The sequence below is a fragment of the Bradyrhizobium sp. 613_E4_N2_2 genome, from assembly GCF_052075995.1.
GTDB lineage: Bacteria > Pseudomonadota > Alphaproteobacteria > Rhizobiales > Xanthobacteraceae > Bradyrhizobium > Bradyrhizobium barranii.
On record NZ_CP197234.1, the window covers coordinates 1,213,435 to 1,232,602 of the forward strand.

The window sequence follows — 19,168 nt, forward strand, 5'->3', positions numbered from 1 at the left end:
TCGCAGGTCGGGCTGTAAGGCACTTTAATCATGTACGCTTACGACGAAATCGATCGCACGCTGGTCAACGAGCGCGTCTCGGAATTCCGCGACCAGGTGCAACGCCGTCTCTCGGGCGAGTTGACCGAGGACGAATTCAAGATGCTGCGCTTGCAGAACGGCGTCTATCTGCAACTGCACGCCTACATGTTCCGCGTCGCGATTCCCTACGGAACGCTGGCGTCGAACCAGTTGCGGCAGCTTGCCCATGTCGCGCGCAAATATGACCGCGGCTACGGCCATTTCACCACGCGCCAGAACATCCAGTTCAACTGGATCAAGCTTTCGGACCTGCCGGATGCGCTGGCCGATCTTGCCGACGTCGGCATCCACGCGATGCAGACCTCCGGCAACAACATGCGCAACGTAACCTCGGATCAGTGGGCCGGCGTCGCGCCGGGCGAGATCGAGGATCCCCGCATCTGGTCGGAGCTGATCCGCCAGCACACTACGTTGCATCCGGAATTCTCGTTCCTGCCGCGCAAGTTCAAGATCGCGATCACCGCTTCGGATCACGACCGCGCTGCGATCAAGGTCCACGACATCGGCCTGCGGCTGATCAAGAACGAGAAGGGCGAAACCGGCTTCGAGGTGCTGGTCGGCGGCGGTCTCGGCCGCACGCCGTTCATCGGCAAGACCATCAAGCACTTCGTCCACGGCCGCGATCTCCTGAGCTATATCGAGGCGATCCTGCGCGTCTACAACCAGTACGGACGCCGCGACAATATCTACAAGGCGCGCATCAAGATCCTGGTGCACGAGCTCGGCATCGAGAAGTTCTCCCGCGAGGTCGAGGAGGAGTGGCAGCATATCCGCAACTCCTCGCTTCAGATCGACGACGAGGTGATCGAGGACATCCGCTCGCGCTTCATCTATCCGGCTTATGAGAAGCTGCCGCACATGCCGGACGAGCTGCGCCAGGCCGCGGCCGATCCCGATTTCGAGGCGTGGCGCAAGAACTCGGTCGCCGCGCACAAGAACCCGGGCTACTCCATCGTCACGATCTCGCTGAAGCCGATCGGCGCGCCTCCGGGCGATGCCACCGCCGAGCAGATGGATGCGCTGGCCGATCTCGCCGACAAATATTCCTTCGGCGAGATCCGCGTCGGTCATGAGCAGAATTTGGCGCTGCCGCATGTTGCCAAGCGCGACCTGCCGGCGCTGTGGAAGGCGCTCGACAAGCTTGGGCTGGCGACGCCGAACGTCAACCTGATCACCGACATCATCGCCTGCCCGGGGCTCGACTATTGCTCGTTGGCCAATGCGCGCTCGATCCCGATCGCGCAGGAGCTGACGCGGCGCTTTGCCAACCATGAGCTCGCCAATCTGATCGGGCGGCTGCATATCAACATCTCCGGCTGCATCAATGCCTGCGGCCATCATCATGTTGGCCATATCGGCATTCTCGGTGTCGAGAAGAACGGCGAGGAGGTCTACCAGATCACCATCGGCGGCCGTGCCGACGAGAGCGCCGCGCTTGGCAATCTGATCGGCCCCGGCGTCAAGTTTGACGAGGTCGCTGACGTCGTCGAGGACATCGTGGAAGCCTATCTGGCGCTGCGCGAGCGGCCGGAGGAGCTGTTCGTCGACACGGTGAAGCGCCTCGGCGTCGAACCCTTCAAGGAGCGCGTCTATGCCACTCGTTAACGGCGGAAAAATCGCCGACGACAGCTTCGCCAAGCTTGCCGTCGACACGCCGCTGCCCGAGGGCGGCGACATCCTGGTGCCGGCCGAGCGCTTCCTCAGCGATGCGGACGCGCTGCTCAAGCGCGGCGGCAAGGTCGGCGTGATCTGGCCGAACAATCGCGATATCGCCGAGCTCGTGCCCTATCTCGGCAAGATCGCCGTCGTCGCATTGGTGTTCCCGAGCTTCCGCGATGGCCGCGCCTACAGCCAGGCGCGCCTGCTGCGCGAGCGCTATAATTATCGCGGCGATTTGCGTGCCACCGGCCAGGTGCTGCGCGACCAGTTCGTGTTCATGCTGCGCGCCGGCTTCGATTCCTTCGAGGTCAAGAAGCAGGCCGACGCGGAAGCCTTCATGCAGACCGCGAAGCGCTATTCGGTGTTCTATCAGCCGACCGGCGACGGCCGCATCACCGCGCTGCACAGGCGAATGCAGCTGCGTCACTCCGAAGGTGTCGGCACGTGAACGCAATCGCGCCCCAGGTCGCTTCAGTGTCCGTGTCTGCGCTGCCCTCGGCGGAGGAGCTCGATCGTGCGCTGCGCGATGCTTCGCCCGCGGAGGTCATCGCCGCGGCGTTGAAGGCGGTCGGGCGCGAGAAGCTTGCGCTGGTGTCGTCCTTCGGCACGGAATCGGCGACGCTGCTGAAGGTCATGGCCGACGTCGATCCGGCGATCCCCGTGATCTTCCTCGACACCGGCTGGCTGTTCGAGGAGACGCTGGCCTATCGCGATACGCTGATCGCGGAACTCGGCTTGAAGGACGTCCGCTCGATCAAGCCTGCCGAGGAGACGCTGTCGCGCGAAGATCCCGACCGCGACCTCTGGTTCTCCGATCCAGACGCCTGCTGCCGCATCCGCAAGGTCGAGCCGCTGGCGCGTGCGCTGAAGCCGTTCGATGCGTGGCTCAATGGCCGCAAGCGCTTTCAGGGCAATGCGCGCACCGACATTCCGGTGGTCGAGGATGATGGCGCGCGGTTGAAGTTCAACCCCTTCGCCAATGTCTCGCGCGAGGAACTCGAAGCCATTTTCGTCCGCGCCAAATTGCCGCGTCATCCGCTGGTGGAGTCCGGTTTCCTGTCGGTTGGGTGTATGCCTTGCACCAGCAGAACGGCCGAGGGCGAGGATGCACGCGCCGGTCGCTGGCGCGGCCGAGCCAAGACAGAATGCGGCATCCACACGATGAAGACTTCGTAGCACAGTCGAGCTGTCCGGCTACGAACAAGAAAATCCGGTTCCGTTGACTTGAGAGCGTTTCGCCCCGAGTTATGCCCGCGTGCCATCGATGACGATGACGTCGTCGAGGTAAATGGAGATGGACATGATGCGCCGTATCGTTCCGCTCGCGGCAGGGCTGCTCTTGACTGGATTGTTGGTAAGCTCGGCTCTCGCCGCTGACATCAATCTCTTGAACGTGTCGTACGATCCGACGCGTGAGCTCTATGCCGAGTTCAACAAGGCGTTCGCGAATGCCTATCAGAAGGAAACCGGCAAGAGCGTCGAGATCAAGCAGTCGCATGGCGGCAGCGGCTCGCAGGCGCGTGCCGTGATCGACGGATTGCAGGCCGATGTGGTGACGCTCGCGCTCGCCTATGACATCGACGCCGTCGCGAACAAGGGCCTCACCGCGACCGACTGGCAGAAGCGTCTGCCGCAGAATTCATCGCCCTATACCTCGACCATCGTGTTTCTGGTGCGCAAGGGCAATCCGAAGGGCATCAAGGACTGGGACGATCTGCTCAAGACCGGTGTCTCGGTGATCACGCCGAACCCGAAGACCTCCGGCGGGGCGCGCTGGAATTATCTCGCCGCCTGGGGCTTTGCCCAAAAGAAATACGGCTCGGCCGACAAGGCCAAGGACTTCATCGGAAAGCTCTACCAGCAGGTGCCGGTGCTCGACACCGGTGCGCGCGGCGCCACCGTGACCTTCGTCGAGCGCGGCGTCGGCGACGTGCTGCTGGCCTGGGAGAACGAGGCCTATCTCGCCCTGAAGGAGTTTGGTGCGCAGAAGTTCGAGATCGTGGCGCCGCCGCAATCGATCCTCGCCGAGCCGCCGGTCGCGATCGTCGACAAGGTTGCCGATAAAAAAGGCACCCGCAACGCGGCCGATGCCTACCTCCAGTATTGGTATACCAAGGAAGGTCAAGAAATCGCCGCGCGCAATTTCTACCGTCCGCGCGACGCCGAGATTGCCAAGAAGTACGAAAACTCCTTCGCCAAGGTCGAACTGTTCACGATCGACGACGTTTTCGGCGGCTGGACCAAGGCGCAGAAGGAACATTTTGCCGACGGCGGCGTCTTTGATCAGATCTACAAGAACTGATCGGGCGCCGTCTTAGGAGTAGCAGGGGGCCTGGTGAGCGCAGTTGCAGCACGACGACGGACATTGCCGGGCTTCGGTCTCACGATGGGACTGACGCTTTCCTGGCTCTCCATCATCATCCTGATTCCGCTCGCCGGGCTGTTCCTGAAATCGCTGGAGCTTAGCCCCGAGCAATTCTGGAACATCCTGTCCAGCCGCCGCACCCTCAACGCCTTGCGCGTCTCCTTCGGCCTCGCCTTTGCGGCGGCCTGCGTCAATCTCGTCATGGGCAGCATCATCGTCTGGGCGCTGGTGCGTTACCGCTTCCCCGGGCGCCGGTTGTTCGACGCTATCGTCGACGTGCCGTTCGCGCTGCCGACGGCGGTCGCCGGCGTCGCGCTGACCGCGCTGTTTGCCGAGACGGGCTGGCTGGGTGCGCCGCTCGCCGCGCTCGGTATCAAGGTGGCATTCACGCCGATCGGCATCTTCGTCGCCATGATCTTCATCGGCATCCCCTTCGTGGTGCGCACCGTGCAGCCGGTGCTCCAGGACCTCGACCCCGAGATCGAGGAGGCCGCCGGCAGCCTCGGCGCCAGCCGCTGGCAGACCATCATCCGCGTGATCCTGCCCTCGCTCGGACCGGCGCTGCTCACCGGCCTCGCGCTCGCCTTCGCCCGCGCGGTCGGCGAATACGGCTCGGTGATCTTCATCGCCGGCAATCTGCCTAATGTCTCCGAGATCGCGCCGCTCCTGATCGTGATCCGGCTGTCCGAATTCCGCTATGCCGACGCGACCGCCATCGCCGTGGTCATGCTCGTCGTCTCCTTCGTCATCATCTTCGCCGTCAACCGGCTCCAGCGCTGGGCGCAGAGCCGGATTCCGGCGCGCTGAGGGCAGATCATGACGATGCAGATCGCAGATTCCGTCTCGCTGCCTTCGACCGATGCGCGCGCACGTGCGCACGCCGCTGCGGCACGCGACAGCCTCCGCACCGAGCCACCCGCAATACGTATCGCCATCATCGCTCTGGCGGTGATCTTCCTCAGCGTCTTCGTCGTGCTGCCGCTGGTTCTGGTGTTCGCGCAGGCCTTTTCGAGAGGCGTTCTCGCTTATTTCTCTGCGCTTGCCGAGCCTGAAGCGCTGGCTGCGATCAAGCTGACGTTGATCGTGGCGGCGATCTCGGTCGGCCTCAATCTCGTATTCGGCCTCGTCGCGGCATGGGCCATCGCCAAGTTCGAGTTTCGCGGCAAGACCTTCCTGATCACGCTGATCGACCTGCCGTTCTCGGTGAGCCCGGTGATCTCGGGCCTCGTCTTCGTGCTGCTGTTCGGCGCGCAGGGCTATTTCGGCAGCTGGCTTAGGGATCATGATATCCAGATCCTGTTCGCGGTGCCCGGCATCGCGCTCGCCACCACCTTCGTGACCTTCCCGTTCGTGGCGCGCGCGCTGATCCCCCTGATGCAGGAGCAGGGCACGCAGGAGGAGGAGGCCGCGATCTCGCTCGGCGCCTCCGGCCTGCAAACCTTCTTCCGCGTCACCCTGCCCAACATCAAATGGGGCGTGCTCTACGGCGTGCTGCTCTGCAACGCGCGCGCGATGGGCGAATTCGGCGCCGTGTCGGTGGTATCAGGACACATCCGCGGCGAGACCAACACCATGCCGCTGCTGGTCGAGATTCTCTACAACGAGTACCAGTTCGTCGCTGCGTTTGCGATCGCCTCGCTGCTGGCGATGCTGGCCCTGATCACGCTGATCGCCAAGACCGTTCTGGAACGTCACCTCGACGAAGGACACGACGCAAGTGACCATTGAAGTCAGGAATCTCGTCAAGCAGTTCGGTAGCTTCAAAGCCCTCGATGGCGTCGATCTCAAGGTCGACAATGGCGAGCTGCTGGCGCTGCTCGGTCCGTCCGGCTCCGGCAAGACCACGCTGCTGCGCATCATCGCCGGCCTCGACTGGCCTGATTCCGGCGAGGTTTCCTTCAATGGCGAGGATGCGCTGGCGCGGGGCGCGCGCGAACGGAACGTCGGCTTCGTGTTCCAGCACTACGCGCTGTTCCGCCACATGACGGTGTTCGAGAACGTCGCCTTCGGCCTGCGCGTGCAGCCGCGCGCCAGCCGCAAGGATGAGTCCACCATTCGTGCGCGCGTCAAGGAGCTGCTCGATCTCGTGCAGCTCGATTGGCTCGCCGACCGCTATCCGAGCCAGCTCTCCGGCGGCCAGCGCCAGCGCATCGCACTCGCCCGCGCGCTCGCGATCGAGCCGCGCATCCTCCTGCTCGACGAGCCCTTCGGCGCGCTCGATGCTAAGGTGCGCAAGGAGCTGCGCCGATGGCTGCGCTCGCTGCACCAGGAGATCAACGTCACCTCGATCTTCGTCACCCACGACCAGGAGGAGGCGCTCGAAGTCGCCAACCGCGTCGTGGTGATGGACAAGGGTAGGATCGAGCAGATCGGCTCGCCCGACGACGTCTATGAAAGCCCGGCGACCGCCTTCGTCCACGGCTTCATCGGCGAATCCATCGAGCTGCCGGTCCAGGTCGAAGGCGGCGTCATCAGGCTCGGCGACCGCCCACTCAATCTTGCAGCAGACGGCTTGGTGTCTGGCGCGTCAAAACTGTTCGTGCGGCGACATGATATGCTGGTCGGCCCGCCCGGAAGCGGTGCCTTCGAGGGCGCTGTGCAGCACGTCCGGAATTTCGGCCCCGTGCAGCGGGCCGAGGTGGCGCTATCCGGCGGCGAGACCATCGAGATCGACGCCCCCCGCGACAGGGAACTGCGCGCCGGCGACACGATCGGCCTCGAACCGCGCCGCTACCGGATATTTGCGGGCTAGCAGGCGCCTCGGCCGAAAGCTCAAATCTTCCTCAATATTCACCTTTCAGCCACGGTTGGTATGCAACAACGGCCCCTCATTTGGGGGCCCCTGAACATGCGCGCTGCGGCCGCAATACTCATCACTTTGCTTCTCGCCGGCTGCGCCGGCAACGAAGCACCGGTCCAGCAGCCGTCGATGTATGCCGACATGTCGGTCCCGGGCACCAAGCTCGATGCGCAGGCGGCAGCGATCATGATCTCGCAATACCGCCAGAACAACGCCCTCGGCACCGTCGTGATCGACCCCGATCTGATGCGGCTCGCCGAATCCCAGTCCCAGGCCATGGCGGCGGCCAACAAGATGGACCATGACGTCCGCGCACCGCTGGCCAAGCGCCTCAGCGCGGGCGGCTATCCGGCGACGGTGGCGGTCGAGAACGTCTCGGCCGGCTATCATACGCTGGCGGAAGCGTTTTCCGGCTGGCGCGACTCGCCTCCGCACCGCGCCAACATGCTCAAGAGCGGTGTCACAAAACTGGGCATCGCGGCGGGCTATGCTCCCGGCACCAAATACAAGGTGTTCTGGACCATGATCCTGGCCTCGACGGACCCCCGATAAGCCAGACTTGATCCCGGGATGCATTGACGCCGCGGCGGACTGTCGCCACGGTGGCTCGCCTTTTGCTATTGTTCCCAGATGACAGATCATAGCCCGGAAGTCGCAACAGTCCCCGCGAAGGCGCAGCGCGTCCTGGTCCTCCAGGGCGGCGGCGCGCTCGGCTCCTATCAGGCCGGCGCCTACCAGTCGCTGTGCCATTTCGACTTCGAGCCGGAATGGGTCGCCGGCATCTCGATCGGCGCGGTCAACGCCGCCATCATCGCCGGCAACGAGGGACAGACCCGCGTCAAGCGGCTCAAGGAATTCTGGGAGATGGTGTCGGCGCCGGTGCCGTGGAAGCCGATCGGCAAGAGCGATCACAGCCGCGAGCTGTTCAATTCGACCAGTGCCGCATTGATCGCGACCTTCGGCGTGCCCGGTTTCTTCACGCCGCGCATTCCGCCCGCGCCGCTCTGGCCGCCCGGCAGCAAGCAGGCCGAGAGTTATTACGACACCGCGCCGCTGAAGAAGACGCTGGAGCGCCTGGTCGATTTTGACCGCATCAACGATCTGAAGACGCGCCTGTCGGTCGGCGCCGTCGGCGTCACCTCGGGCAACTTCAAATATTTCGACAATTACGAGTTCAAGAAGCTCGGCAAGACCATCGGCCCCGAGCACATCATGGCCTCCGGCGCGCTGCCGCCGGGCTTTCCGTCCGTCGTGATCGAAGGCGAGCATTATTGGGACGGCGGCATCGCCTCCAACACGCCGCTCGACTACGTACTCGATGCCGAGGTCGCTCGCGACATGCTGATCTTCCAGGTCGATCTGTTCAGCGCCCGCGGCGATCTGCCGAATTCGCTGCTCGAGGCGACCGAGCGCGAGAAGGACATCCGCTTCTCCAGCCGAACGCGGATGAACACCGACAAGAACAAGCAGATCCATAATGCGCGCCGGGCCGTGCGCGATCTGATTTCCAAATTGCCCGATTATCTGAAGAATGATCCTTCCGTCGAATTCCTCGCGAAGGTGTCGCGCGAAAGCACCGTCACCGTGGTGCACCTGATCTATCGCAGCAAGAACTACGAATCCTCGTCGAAGGATTACGACTTCTCGCATGTCGCCATGGTCGAGCATTGGGAAGCCGGGGTGCGCGACGTGCATCTGTCGATGCGCCATAAGGACTGGCTCGAGCGGCCGCAGTCCGGCGAGACCATGGTGACCTACGATCTCACGGGGGACGTCACCGCGCCCCCGCCAAAAAGGAGCGAATAACATGGGTAGTCTGTCAGGCAAGAACGCCGTCGTGACCGGTTCGACCAGCGGCATCGGGCTCGCCTACGCGCGCGCCTTCGCCGCCGCCGGCGCCAATGTCGTCATCAACGGCTTCGGCTCGCCGGAAGATATCGAGAAGGAGCGCGCCAAGATCGAGTCCGACTTCGGCGTGAAGGCGGTGTATTCGCCGGCCGACATGACCAAGCCCGCCGAGATCGCCGGGATGATCGCGCTCGGCGAGAAGTCGTTCGGCTCGGTCGACATCCTCGTCAACAATGCCGGCATCCAGTTCGTCTCGCCGATCGAGGAATTCCCGGTCGAGAAGTGGGACCAGATCATCGCGATCAACCTGTCCTCGGCTTTCCATGCCATCCGCGCGGCGGTGCCCGGCATGAAGAAGAAGGGCTGGGGCCGTATCATCAACACGGCGTCGGCGCACTCGCTGGTCGCCTCGCCCTTCAAGTCCGCCTATGTGTCGGCCAAGCACGGCATCGCCGGACTGACCAAGACCGTGGCGCTCGAGGTCGCGACCCACAAGATCACCTGCAACTGCATCAGCCCCGGCTATGTCTGGACGCCGCTGGTGGAGAAGCAGATCCCCGACACGATGAAGGCGCGCAACCTCACGCGCGAGCAGGTCATCAACGACGTGCTGCTCGACGCGCAGCCGACCAAGGAGTTCGTCACCTCCGAGCAGGTCGCAGCCCTCGCGCTGTTCCTGTGCGGCGACGATGCCGCGCAGATCACCGGCACCAACCTGTCGATCGACGGCGGCTGGACGGCGGAGTAATCACGCGATGCCGTAGGGTGGGCAAAGGCGCGTCAGCGCCGTGCCCACCATTCTTCTCCGATTGATGAAAAGCGGTGGGCGCACTTCGCTTTGCCCACCCTACGAGAGCTGCGCTTAGTCTTCGTTCAATGCGTCCAGGCCAGCGCCGTCACGATCGCCGACGACAGGTTCAGCTCCGCGAACATGATCTTGCCGGCGACCACGAACAGCACGCAGGCAAGCGTCAGGCGCAGCACCGTCTCGGGGACGCGCGTCGCACTGAGGCTGCCGACGATGATGCCGGGCAGCGAGCCCAGCAGCAGCACGCCCATCAGGGCCCAATCGACGTCGCCAAGCGCCCAATGTCCGATGCCCGCGACCAGCGTCAGCGGCACCGCATGCGCGATGTCCGAGCCGACGATGGTCGCCATCGGCAGGCGCGGATAGAGCAGCAGCAGCACGGTGACGCCGACCGCGCCGGCACCGACGGACGAGATCGACACCAGCACGCCGAGCACGATGCCGGTGACGACGGTCGCGATCGCGGTGGTGCGCTCATTGACCTGCTCGAGGCGCTTCCGATAGCGCTCCATGAGGGCCTTGCGGAAGATCAGCGAGGTCGCGGTCAGCAGCAGTGCAAAGCACAGCACCAGATTGACCAGGCTGCGCTCGGAATCGCTCCTGAGGTCGAGCTTCCACAGCACGAGCAGCGTCAGCGCGCTCGCCGGGATGCTGCCGCAGGCGAGCCGCAGCACGGCGGGCCAGTGCACGCTCCGCGACCAGCCATGCACCACGCTGCCGCCGGTCTTGGTGGCGGCGGCATAGAGCAGGTCAGTGCCGACGGCGGTGGAGGGGTGGATGCCGAACAGCAGGATCAGCAGCGGCGTCATCAGCGAGCCGCCACCCACGCCGGTCATCCCGACAAGCAGGCCGACGCCAAATCCGGAGGCGACATAGAGCGGATCAATCATGTCTGGGGAATCTTAGGTTTATCTCGTCGGTTGAGCAATATGACGTAGAATAAAATTTCCCTGAAGCGCAATCGCTTCGATTGAATAAGAAAAATCTTGCTACGGACGGCTGGCGGGTAGGGGGTTTCAGTCGCCGCCGCGCAAGGCGCGAAACAGCCATTCTCCAGGCCGGCAACCGGGTGGCAGCGCCTATTTGCCAAACGCCAGCACGTGCAGGCCGAGCCGCTGGCGCACGATCCAGAACAGCAGCACCGTCTCGAATGTCAGCGAGATCGAGGTCGCGGCCGCGGCGCCGTGGCCACCGAAGCGCGGCACCAGCGCGATGCAGAGCACGAGGTTCATCACGAAGGCCAGCGCGTAGGCCAGCGCGCAGATCTTCTGCTGGCCGAGCATGTTGAGCAGGCGCTCGACCGGTCCGATCGCGGCGCGCACCACGAGGCCGATCGCGGCGACGAACATGATGTCGTAGCCGACCGTGAATTGCGGGCCGAACAGCCAGAGCAGCGGCTTGCCGAGCGCAAGCAGCACGATGGTCGCTGCCAGCGACGGCCAGAACGTCCAGTTGATGGCATGCGCGACATAGGCCGACAGGCGCGCCTTGTCGCCGAGCGCGTTGTACTCGGCGAAGCGATGCGCTGTGGTCGCCGACATCGCGTAGTGGATGAACGAGACCAGGGCGAGCGTCTTCACCACCGCGAAATAGACACCGACCTCGTCCGATGGGCGGAACTGCTGAAGCACCAGCACGTCGGTATAGGACAGCAGCAGGTAAAAGCTCTCGACCAGCAGGATCGGCAGCGAGACGGCGAGCCAGCCACCGATGTCGTAGGTCTTGGGGCCCGGCTCGATGTGATCGGCGAGCTTGCGGTTCAGCACCACCATCTGCCCGGTCATCGCGATCCACACCGCGCCGGCGCTCGCGACCATCGCGGCGACTGCGCCGAGGTGATAGCCGAGCAGGAAGGCAGCGGCCGTGATGCCGATGATCAGCGCCTGGCGGATGATGAATTGCGGCATCAGGCCAAGCTGCATCCAGTCATGCGAGCGCGCGATGCCGTCCTGGGTGTTGGCGACGACGAAGGCGGGCAGCGTCATGCAGCCGATATAGAGCGGCAGCACCTCGGCCGGATCGATCCAGGGGGAGAGCAGCTTGACGATACCGGCGAGCCCCAGCGACACCAGCGTGGACGCGGCAAAGGTCAGCCAGCGGCTGCCGGAGAGAAAGCCGCGCAGCAGCGCATGCTCGCCGCTGGTGCGATACTCGGGAATGATCTTTTGCGCGGAGGCCGAGATGCCGAAGTCCATCATGCTGCCGAGCAGCAGCACCCAGGTCCAGACGTAGACATAGATGCCGTAGTCGGACGTCCCCATCCAGCGCGCGAGCAGAACTTGCGAGAAATAGGCGAGGCCCGCGCTGATCACCCGGATGATGAAGATGGTGCCGGCCAACCGCCGCGTCAGCGACGCTTCGTTCGACCCGCCCGTCAGCTTCGCGCGCAGCCGCGCGATGAGGCCGGCAGGTCCGGTCGTAGCGGGTTCTGCATCCATCACGGCCAATTCGAGATCCCCAGGGCGTCCGTATCAGGCGTCCCGCATGCTGCGGCAGGCCCGATGCGGTAGCCCTTGGGGATTAGCAACCATTCGTTAAGATTGGGTTGGGTGAGGCATGCTGCCGCTCCAGCCACCGGCGTCGTCCCCGCCTAGTGCGCAATTGCGCACGGGAGGCGGGGACCCATAACCCCAGCGAGAAATCGTTGCGCTGGCTGGTAACTCCGAGTCTTCGCCAAACCACTCCCTGTGGTTATGGGTCCCGGGCTCGCGCTGCGCGCGCCCCGGGACGACAGCTGAATATGGGGCGCTGGCAGCGCAACTCAGCTCCGGCTCACTCCAAATTCGTATTGAACTCGTACGATTTCTCAGGCGCGACGAGCGTGAACTTCAGCGCCGCCCCGTCGGGCTTGGCGCCCGGCGGCAGTCCGTCGAGCTCGAATGAAAATCGCTGCACACCGGGTGGGCTGCGCTCGACCGGCGCCGGAATCGGCAACGCCCAATCGAGCGTCGGCCCTTCCACGAACAAATTGACGCCGCGGCTATCGGGCACGACCACGTCGACCACGACATTCTTGGGACCGTCACGTTTGACGTCGCGGATGGTCAGCGGATTGGGATCACCGATCGTGGCAGGCTTCGGCACGGTGTCGAGCGCGGCACGCAGATTGGCGTCCTCGGTCGAGGCGACGTTGTTGAAGCCGAGCTCGACATTGGCCTCGACGGGAACGCAGAGCTTCTCGCACACGGCGTAGTTGATCTCGGCACGCAGCGTCACCGGCTTGTCGGGCGCCTTGGGCACGATGCGCAGAGGCAGCACGATCTGGCCGTGATAGCCGATCGAATGCCCGCCCGCGCCGTCATCGAATTTCAGCGGCGCCGGCCACATCACCGTCACCGCTTCGACATTGTCCGATTTGGAGAAATCGAACCGCGGCGGAACGCCGGAATCGCCGGGGATGCGCCAGTAGGTCTTCCATCCCTGCTGGAGCTGGAAGGCGATACCGCCGAGCAGGACGGCGCCGCTGCGCGATCCCGCCAGCAATCGCACTGCGGAATGGCCGTCGCGCTGCCAGGGCGAAGCGTCGTCGGCGCGGGCAGCAAGCGTCATCGACGACGCAAGCAGGGTTGTTGCGACGCCAAACGCCGCATGCAGGGGAACTCTTGTCAGCATGGCACGTCTTTACAGGGTCGCCCCTGGGCAAACCATTGAATTGCTTGTGATGGATGCACCTGAATCAAGTCTATGCAAGCCTTGATTTGACAGCAGCCCGGCCCGACATCAGGATAGGAATCGAAACCGGAGTGCTTCACCGATGGCTCCCACAGGCAAAAGGACGGGCGAAAGCACCCGCAGCGCGGCCCCCGCGCTTCCCAGCTCGGCCGGCTATCTCGACGGCCAGCTCCTGATCGCGATGCCCGTGATGGGCGATGAGCGCTTCGAGCGCTCGGTGATCTATCTCTGTGCGCATTCCGCCGAGGGCGCGATGGGCATCATCGTCAATCATCCCGCCGGCAGCATCGACTTCCCCGAGCTGTTGCAGCAGCTCGGCATCATCAAGAAGGGCGAGCACATCAAGCTGCCGGAGAACGCCGAAAGCATGAAGGTGCTGCGTGGCGGGCCGGTCGATACCGGCCGCGGCTTCGTGCTGCATTCCAGCGATTTCTACATCGAGAACGCGACGCTCCGGATCGACGACGGCGTCTGCCTCACCGCGACCGTCGATATCCTGCGGGCGATCGCCAACGGCTCCGGCCCGAAGCACGCCATCCTCGCGCTTGGTTATGCCGGCTGGGCGCCGGGCCAGCTCGAGACCGAAATCCAGAGCAATGGCTGGCTGCACTGCGATGCGGATTCGGATTTGATCTTCGGCGACGATGTCGACGAGAAGTACGGCCGCGCGCTGCGCAAGATCGGCATCGATCCCGGCATGCTCTCGAACGATGCGGGACACGCGTAGCTGTTGCGCCAACCTCCGCTGTCGTCCCGGACAAGCGGAGCTTCTGGCAACGCGTAGCGTTGTCCAGAACGGAGCGCAGATCCGGGACCCATAATCCCAGGAAGTCGTTGTTGAAGCGGGCTGGTCACCACTAGTCTTCGCCAAACCACGGCCTGTGGTTATAGGTCCCGGATCTGCGCTTCGCTTTGCTACGCTTGTCCGGGACGACGGCGGAATTTGTGGCTACTCCAATGCCGCCTATTCCGCCGCCTGCTGCTGTACCGTCGGCTCTGTCCCCGCCACCGTCGCGCGGCGCATGTCGCGGGGCTGGGACTGGTCGTAGCGGCGGACGCGATGCATGGTCTGGCGGTTGTCCCACATCACGAGATCATGCAGCTTCCATTTGTGGACATAGACGAACTCTGCGTTCGTCGCATGCTCGTTCAGATCGCGCAGCAGCAGCCGGCCTTCGGGGACGCTCATGCTGACGATCTTGCCGGCATGCGATGAGAGGTACAGCGACTTGCGGCGATGCACCGGATGGGTGCGCACCAGGCGTTGCAGCACCGGCTTGAACATCTGCTTTTCGTCGTCGGTGTACTCGGTGAAGCCGAGCGATCCGCGCGAATACATCAGCGAGTGCTCGCAGACCAGATCCTCGATCTCGGCCTTGGTGTCGTCATCGAGCGCGTCATAGGCCGCGCGCATGTCGGCGAACTCGGTATTGCCGCCCTTCGGGTTCACCACCCGCGCCGACAGCAGCGAGAATTTTGCGGGGATCGGGCGAAACGAGCTGTCGGAATGCCACAGGCAGTTGCCGAGATTGAACAGATGCGCGCGGCTGTCCTTCGCCAGCGGCTTGCCATCCTTGCCGAGATTGGAGACGTCGTTGAGGCCCGATTGGAGCCGGTAGTCCTTTTCCTTGGTCACAGTGCCGCCGCGCGCGTCCTCGCGCTGGCCGAAATTCAGCGCGAAGGCCATCTGCTGCTCGTCGGTGATGTCCTGGTCGTGGAAGACCAGCACCGCATATTTGTCCATGGCTGCCTCGACCTCGCGCGCCTCGGCCTCGGTGAGAGGCTTTCGCAGATCGAGGCCGGAAACCTCGCCGGCAAAATGTTTCTGAAGCTGCTGGATGGCGATCGTCATGGTGTTTCTCCCGCGAGCCGCGAGCGGTTGGTCCCGCTCTGCCGGTGAAAAAGCTACTCCCGCGACCGGACTTGTCAACGCTCGGCGTGCATATCTCTTAAGCGTCATGGCTCTCACGCGTTGCGCGCCATCAGGCCGCCGTCGACAGGGATCACCGCGCCGGTGAGGAAAGACGCAGCCGGCAGGCACAGGCTCAGCGTCGTATGCGCGACCTCCTCGGGGTCGCCGTAACGGCCGAGTGCAGTGCGGCGCTTGGCGTAGATGGTCTTGTGCTCTTCGGAGATCCGGTCGGTGATGGCGGTGCGGATCGGGCCCGGGCAGATGCAGTTGACGGTGATGCCTTCGCGGCCGAGCTCGACGGCGAGCGAGCGCGTGAGGCTCGCCACGCCGCCCTTCGCCGCCGAATAGGGGCTGTGCAATGCGGTGGCGCCGAGCGCCTCGGTCGAGGCGATGTTGACGATGCGCGGGCTCTTCGACTTGCGCAGGTGCGGCAGCGCGGCGCGGATGATGCGCGGATGCGCCGTCAGCATCACGGCGATGCCCTTGGCCCAGGCGTCTTCGTAAGCCTCGTCGTCGATCGCGACGCGCACGGAGATGCCGGCATTGTTGACGACGATGTCGAGCCCGCCGAAATGCGCCGCGACATCGCCAACCACGCGCTTGATCTCGCCGCCATCGGCGACATCGAGCTTCCACGCCTTCGCGGATCCGGCGTTCGCGGCAATCTCCTTGGCAACGGACAGCGCGCCCTGCTCGTCAAAGTCGGTAACGGCGACGTTCGCGCCTTCAGCGGCGAACACGCGCGCGGTGGCGCGCCCCATGCCGCTCGCCGCACCCGTGACGAGAACGGTCAGGCCCTTCACCGACCGGCTGAGCTCCTTGAATTCGGACATGCCGTTTCCTCGCGTCTCTTGTTTCTTGTTATGAGATGGGACAAGGCTGGCATCGATCCGCAGACAGGTCAAACAAGCAAAACAAAAGGGGAGGCCGCGATGGCGAACGAGCTCGATTTCTCAGGCAAGCAGGTGCTGGTGGTCGGCGGTTCCAGCGGTATCGGCAACGGCATCGCGCAAGCCTTTCGCACCAGGGGCGCGCAAGTTGCAGTCTGCGGCACGCGTGCTCATCCCGCGGAATATTCGGCGCAAGAAGGCTCCGATCTCACGGGTCTTTCCTATGCGCAGCTCGACGTCGGCAACGCCGGCGCGGTGGAAGCGTTCAAGCCGTCCTTCGACCGTCTCGATGTGCTCGTGCTCGCGCAGGGCGCGGTGCTCTATCGCCGCGGCGAGTTCGAGATGGCCGGCTTCCGCAAGGTCGTCGAGGTCAATCTGATGAGCCTGATGGCCTGCGCGACGCGCTTTCACTCCATGCTGCGCGATAGCAAGGGCGCGCTGATCATGGTGTCCTCGACCGCAGCCTATCATTCCACCATGGGCAATCCCGCCTACAACGCCTCGAAGACCGGCGCAGTCGGATTGACGCGGACGCTGGGCGAGGCCTGGGCCGAGGATGGCATCCGCGTCAACGGTATCGCGCCCGGCCTCGTCGACACCAAGATGACGAAGGTGACCACCGACAATCCCAAGCGGCTCGAAGGCGCGCTGTCACGCATTCCGCTGCGGCGATTGGGCACGCCGGCTGACATGGCGGGCGCGGCGCTGTTCCTCGCCTCGCCGCTGTCGTCCTACATCATCGGACAGACATTGGTCGTCGATGGGGGGCTTATTCTTTAGGCGATTGCGCGAGGCGATTGGAACTGCGCTGCTCCTGATCGGTTACTTGGGTTGACCCCCGAGGAGGAGCAACATGGACAAGGATCGGATCGTCGGATCGGCCAAGGAATTCGCTGGGCGCGCAGAAGGCGCCGTCGGTGATCTCGCTGGCGATGCGCAGACGCAGGCGTCAGGCAAGGCGCGGGAAGCCGCCGGCACCGTGCAGAATCTCTACGGCCAGGCCAAGGACGCCGTGCGCGACGCCGGCGAGACTGCGGCCGGCTACGCCAAGGATGCCTACGACAAGCCGGCCGAGACCTTGCGCGACGGTTCGCAGGCGATTGCCAAGAAGGTGCAGGACAATCCGCTCGGTGCGCTGCTGATCGCCGGCGGGATCGGCTTCGCACTCGCGCTTCTGATGTCGCGTCCCGCCCGTCGCCCGCCGCCGCGCTGGCGCTATTACGGCTGAGCCAAAGCCCCCGTCTCTCGTGCCCCGGACGCAATGCGGACTAGGCGATGCGTAGGCATCGTCCGGCAACGCCGCTTTGCTGAGCCGGGGCCCATTCTTTGTGAATGTCGCAGTGCTGGGTCCCGGCTCTGCGCAGCAGCGTTACACGCTGCAGCGCGTCCGGGACACGAGATCTCAATTCAGAAAAACTACCGGAACATCTCCGCCGATCGCCCGACGTTACCAGGCGGGCGCGGGATCGCGGGATTGGGATTACGCGGCGCTGGTGCGAATTGACGCGGCGGTGGCTGCGGAGAGCCGAAGCCGAAGAAATCGCGGAATGCCGGCGTTGCCTGGGCCGGCTGCTGCGGCTGCTGCACCGGCGGCTTCTTCGGCGCGAGTCTGGGCGGCGCGATCGCGGCGGCAGCGCTTGGCGTACCGGGAGCAGCAGCAGCACCATCCGGCGTCGTCGCAGCCATCGGCGTATCGCCCTTGGCCTGCTCGCGGCCGACTTCGCGGCGCGGCCAGGCATAATCATCGGCACGGCCGGCGGGCGCGGCCAGCGGCTCACCCTTCACCATCGTCTTCGCGGCGAGCGCATCGACGGCAGCGGGACGCGAACCCGGTCCGCCCAGCAATTGATCGGCCGAGATCGAGGCCGCAACCAGCGGCACGATCGGTCCCGCCAGCGGCCGCGGCGCGGGCTTGCCGGGCTCGGCGCTGGTGTCGGGGGTCGCAGGCTCGCTCGGCAGCGCAATCGGGCCGGAGCGTCCGGCGAGCAGGCGCGTGATCTCGCGCTCGACATAGTGGGCGAGCTTGCGTGCGCCGGGTTTCGTGAAATAGACGCCGTCATAGCTGCGGAGCTGGCGGATCTGGCCCTCGAAGTCCGGGCCCTTCTGGAGGAAGCGGCCGGCTTCGTCGACAAAGCCGTCCCAGACATCGACATAGGTGATGCCGGCCTTGGCCGCGCCTTCGCGGTAGAGCGAATCCAGGAACAGCATGTCCGCGGTGCCCTTGGGGCCGCGGATCGCGGGCAGGCCGACCCAGAGCACCGGAACGCCCTTGGACTTGAGAACGTTGGCCAGCTCCTCGATCTTCTTGCTGTAGAGTTCGACCCAGCGCTCGTCGCGGAATTCGTAGAGGCCGTTCGGGTTGCGCGCGGTCTTCTCCGGCGCTGCGACCGCCGGCGTGTCGGCGTTGTCGGCATCGTCCTGCGGCAGGTCGGCGTCGGCGGGCTTGTCGTCCGGCTTGGCGGCCGTGTCGGGTTTAGCATCGCCCGGCTTGGCCGGTGGCTTGGCGCGCGCGCCCTTGTCGTTCTTCTTGTCCTTGTCCGTCGCCTTGTCGGGCGCGGCCTCGCGGATCGAGATGCGGTCGTTGAGGCCGAGCATGACGACGATCACATCAGGCTTCTCGGTCTCGAGGATGCCCTTCGCTGCCGCCGCCCAGTCTGCGGGCTCACCCTTCGGCTGGTACTTGATCAGGCCGGACGTGGTCTTGTGCTTGCGGATCACGCCCATGTCGGGCTGCTCGGTGTAGGCGTCTTCGAGGCCGTAGGCGAGCCAGTCGGCCATGGCGTCGCCGATCACCAGCACGTTCTTGTCGGGCGTGGTGTCGCGCTTGGCTGGTGCCGGCGCGCGCGAAAAATCCTGGCGCGGCGCCTGCTGCTGCTGCTGCTGGAATGGCGCGAAGAAGTCGCCACCGAACCAGCCGCCGCCTCCACCGTTTCGCGGTGGCGGGGCCTGCCGCTGCGGCGGGCCGCCGAAGCCGGGGAAGTTGAAGAACTGCGCCGAGGCGGGTCCCGCAACGGAGACCAGGATCGCAAGCGCCGTCCCCAGCGCGATCAGCGGGCCGGTCTCGGTCAGCGCCTTGAACAGGGACTTCTTCGACATGCGATCTCAGGCACGCGCAATGGGGATTGGGACAGGC

19 protein-coding genes are annotated in these 19,168 nt (G+C 64.7%); 13 read left to right on the plus strand and 6 right to left on the minus strand.

Annotated elements, in window-relative coordinates:
* Window positions 1–30: 30 nt before the first annotated feature.
* The 10 genes from AB7290_RS05680 (at window position 31) to AB7290_RS05725 (ending at window position 9,501) form a co-directional block, all read left to right on the plus strand.
* Entirely contained in the window at window positions 31–1,686 is a 1,656-nt protein-coding gene (locus tag AB7290_RS05680) for a nitrite/sulfite reductase (RefSeq protein WP_085401863.1), read from the plus strand.
* On the plus strand, window positions 1,673–2,188 hold the full coding sequence (locus AB7290_RS05685; protein WP_085401862.1) for a DUF934 domain-containing protein: 516 nt from the start codon (window positions 1,673–1,675) through the stop codon (window positions 2,186–2,188). Before AB7290_RS05680 ends, AB7290_RS05685 begins: the two co-directional genes overlap by 14 nt.
* Entirely contained in the window at window positions 2,185–2,916 is a 732-nt protein-coding gene (locus tag AB7290_RS05690; RefSeq protein WP_085401861.1) for a phosphoadenylyl-sulfate reductase, read from the plus strand. The genes AB7290_RS05685 and AB7290_RS05690 overlap by 4 nt, the downstream gene beginning before the upstream one ends.
* 124 nt (window positions 2,917–3,040) lie before the next feature.
* The gene (locus AB7290_RS05695; protein ID WP_085401899.1) at window positions 3,041–4,042 is read left to right on the plus strand and encodes a sulfate ABC transporter substrate-binding protein; all 1,002 of its coding nucleotides are present in this window, start codon (window positions 3,041–3,043) and stop codon (window positions 4,040–4,042) included.
* Window positions 4,043–4,075: 33 nt separating this feature from the next.
* Window positions 4,076–4,912, plus strand: a complete 837-nt coding sequence (gene cysT, locus AB7290_RS05700; RefSeq protein ID WP_071916676.1) for a sulfate ABC transporter permease subunit CysT — start codon at window positions 4,076–4,078, stop codon at window positions 4,910–4,912.
* A gap of 9 nt (window positions 4,913–4,921) precedes the next feature.
* A complete protein-coding gene (gene cysW, locus AB7290_RS05705) occupies window positions 4,922–5,833 on the plus strand; it encodes a sulfate ABC transporter permease subunit CysW (protein ID WP_085401860.1) in 912 nt (303 codons plus the stop codon).
* Window positions 5,823–6,857, plus strand: coding sequence for a sulfate/molybdate ABC transporter ATP-binding protein (locus AB7290_RS05710; RefSeq protein ID WP_063980997.1), 1,035 nt, complete (start codon window positions 5,823–5,825; stop codon window positions 6,855–6,857). The genes cysW and AB7290_RS05710 overlap by 11 nt, the downstream gene beginning before the upstream one ends.
* 96 nt (window positions 6,858–6,953) lie before the next feature.
* Window positions 6,954–7,457 (plus strand): CAP domain-containing protein, encoded by a 504-nt coding sequence (locus tag AB7290_RS05715; RefSeq protein ID WP_063980998.1) that lies wholly within the window; start codon window positions 6,954–6,956, stop codon window positions 7,455–7,457.
* 78 nt (window positions 7,458–7,535) lie between these two features.
* Entirely contained in the window at window positions 7,536–8,711 is a 1,176-nt protein-coding gene (locus AB7290_RS05720; protein ID WP_085401859.1) for a DUF3734 domain-containing protein, read from the plus strand.
* A gap of 1 nt (window position 8,712) precedes the next feature.
* Window positions 8,713–9,501, plus strand: a complete 789-nt coding sequence (locus AB7290_RS05725) for a 3-hydroxybutyrate dehydrogenase (RefSeq protein WP_028157423.1) — start codon at window positions 8,713–8,715, stop codon at window positions 9,499–9,501.
* Between the two features lie 125 nt (window positions 9,502–9,626).
* Here AB7290_RS05725 and AB7290_RS05730 read toward each other — a convergent pair whose 3' ends face one another.
* The 3 genes from AB7290_RS05730 to AB7290_RS05740 form a co-directional block, all read right to left on the minus strand.
* Entirely contained in the window at window positions 9,627–10,451 is an 825-nt protein-coding gene (locus AB7290_RS05730) for a sulfite exporter TauE/SafE family protein (RefSeq protein WP_071916674.1), read from the minus strand.
* A 189-nt stretch (window positions 10,452–10,640) separates the two neighbouring features.
* The gene (locus tag AB7290_RS05735) at window positions 10,641–12,008 is read right to left on the minus strand and encodes a flippase (RefSeq protein ID WP_085401858.1); all 1,368 of its coding nucleotides are present in this window, start codon (window positions 12,006–12,008) and stop codon (window positions 10,641–10,643) included.
* A gap of 325 nt (window positions 12,009–12,333) precedes the next feature.
* On the minus strand, window positions 12,334–13,173 hold the full coding sequence (locus tag AB7290_RS05740; RefSeq protein ID WP_085401857.1) for a protein-disulfide reductase DsbD domain-containing protein: 840 nt from the start codon (window positions 13,171–13,173) through the stop codon (window positions 12,334–12,336).
* A gap of 142 nt (window positions 13,174–13,315) precedes the next feature.
* On the opposite strand from AB7290_RS05740, the gene AB7290_RS05745 reads away from it, so the two are divergent.
* Entirely contained in the window at window positions 13,316–13,960 is a 645-nt protein-coding gene (locus AB7290_RS05745) for a YqgE/AlgH family protein (protein WP_063981003.1), read from the plus strand.
* A 237-nt stretch (window positions 13,961–14,197) separates the two neighbouring features.
* Here the strand turns inward: AB7290_RS05745 and AB7290_RS05750 are convergent, their stop codons facing one another.
* Both AB7290_RS05750 and AB7290_RS05755 read right to left on the minus strand, forming a co-directional pair.
* A complete protein-coding gene (locus AB7290_RS05750; protein WP_085401856.1) occupies window positions 14,198–15,085 on the minus strand; it encodes a TauD/TfdA dioxygenase family protein in 888 nt (295 codons plus the stop codon).
* Between the two features lie 113 nt (window positions 15,086–15,198).
* Window positions 15,199–15,978 carry an SDR family NAD(P)-dependent oxidoreductase gene (locus AB7290_RS05755; RefSeq protein WP_085401855.1) on the minus strand — a complete coding sequence of 260 codons (780 nt, stop codon included), beginning with the start codon at window positions 15,976–15,978 and terminating at the stop codon, window positions 15,199–15,201.
* Window positions 15,979–16,077: 99 nt separating this feature from the next.
* On the opposite strand from AB7290_RS05755, the gene AB7290_RS05760 reads away from it, so the two are divergent.
* Window positions 16,078–16,815 carry an SDR family NAD(P)-dependent oxidoreductase gene (locus AB7290_RS05760; protein ID WP_085401898.1) on the plus strand — a complete coding sequence of 246 codons (738 nt, stop codon included), beginning with the start codon at window positions 16,078–16,080 and terminating at the stop codon, window positions 16,813–16,815.
* A gap of 73 nt (window positions 16,816–16,888) precedes the next feature.
* Complete coding sequence (locus AB7290_RS05765; protein WP_063981006.1) at window positions 16,889–17,263, plus strand: CsbD family protein; 375 nt, start codon at window positions 16,889–16,891, stop codon at window positions 17,261–17,263.
* Window positions 17,264–17,451: 188 nt separating this feature from the next.
* Here the strand turns inward: AB7290_RS05765 and AB7290_RS05770 are convergent, their stop codons facing one another.
* Window positions 17,452–19,131, minus strand: coding sequence for an SGNH/GDSL hydrolase family protein (locus AB7290_RS05770; RefSeq protein ID WP_085401854.1), 1,680 nt, complete (start codon window positions 19,129–19,131; stop codon window positions 17,452–17,454).
* Between the last annotated feature and the right edge of the window lie 37 nt (window positions 19,132–19,168).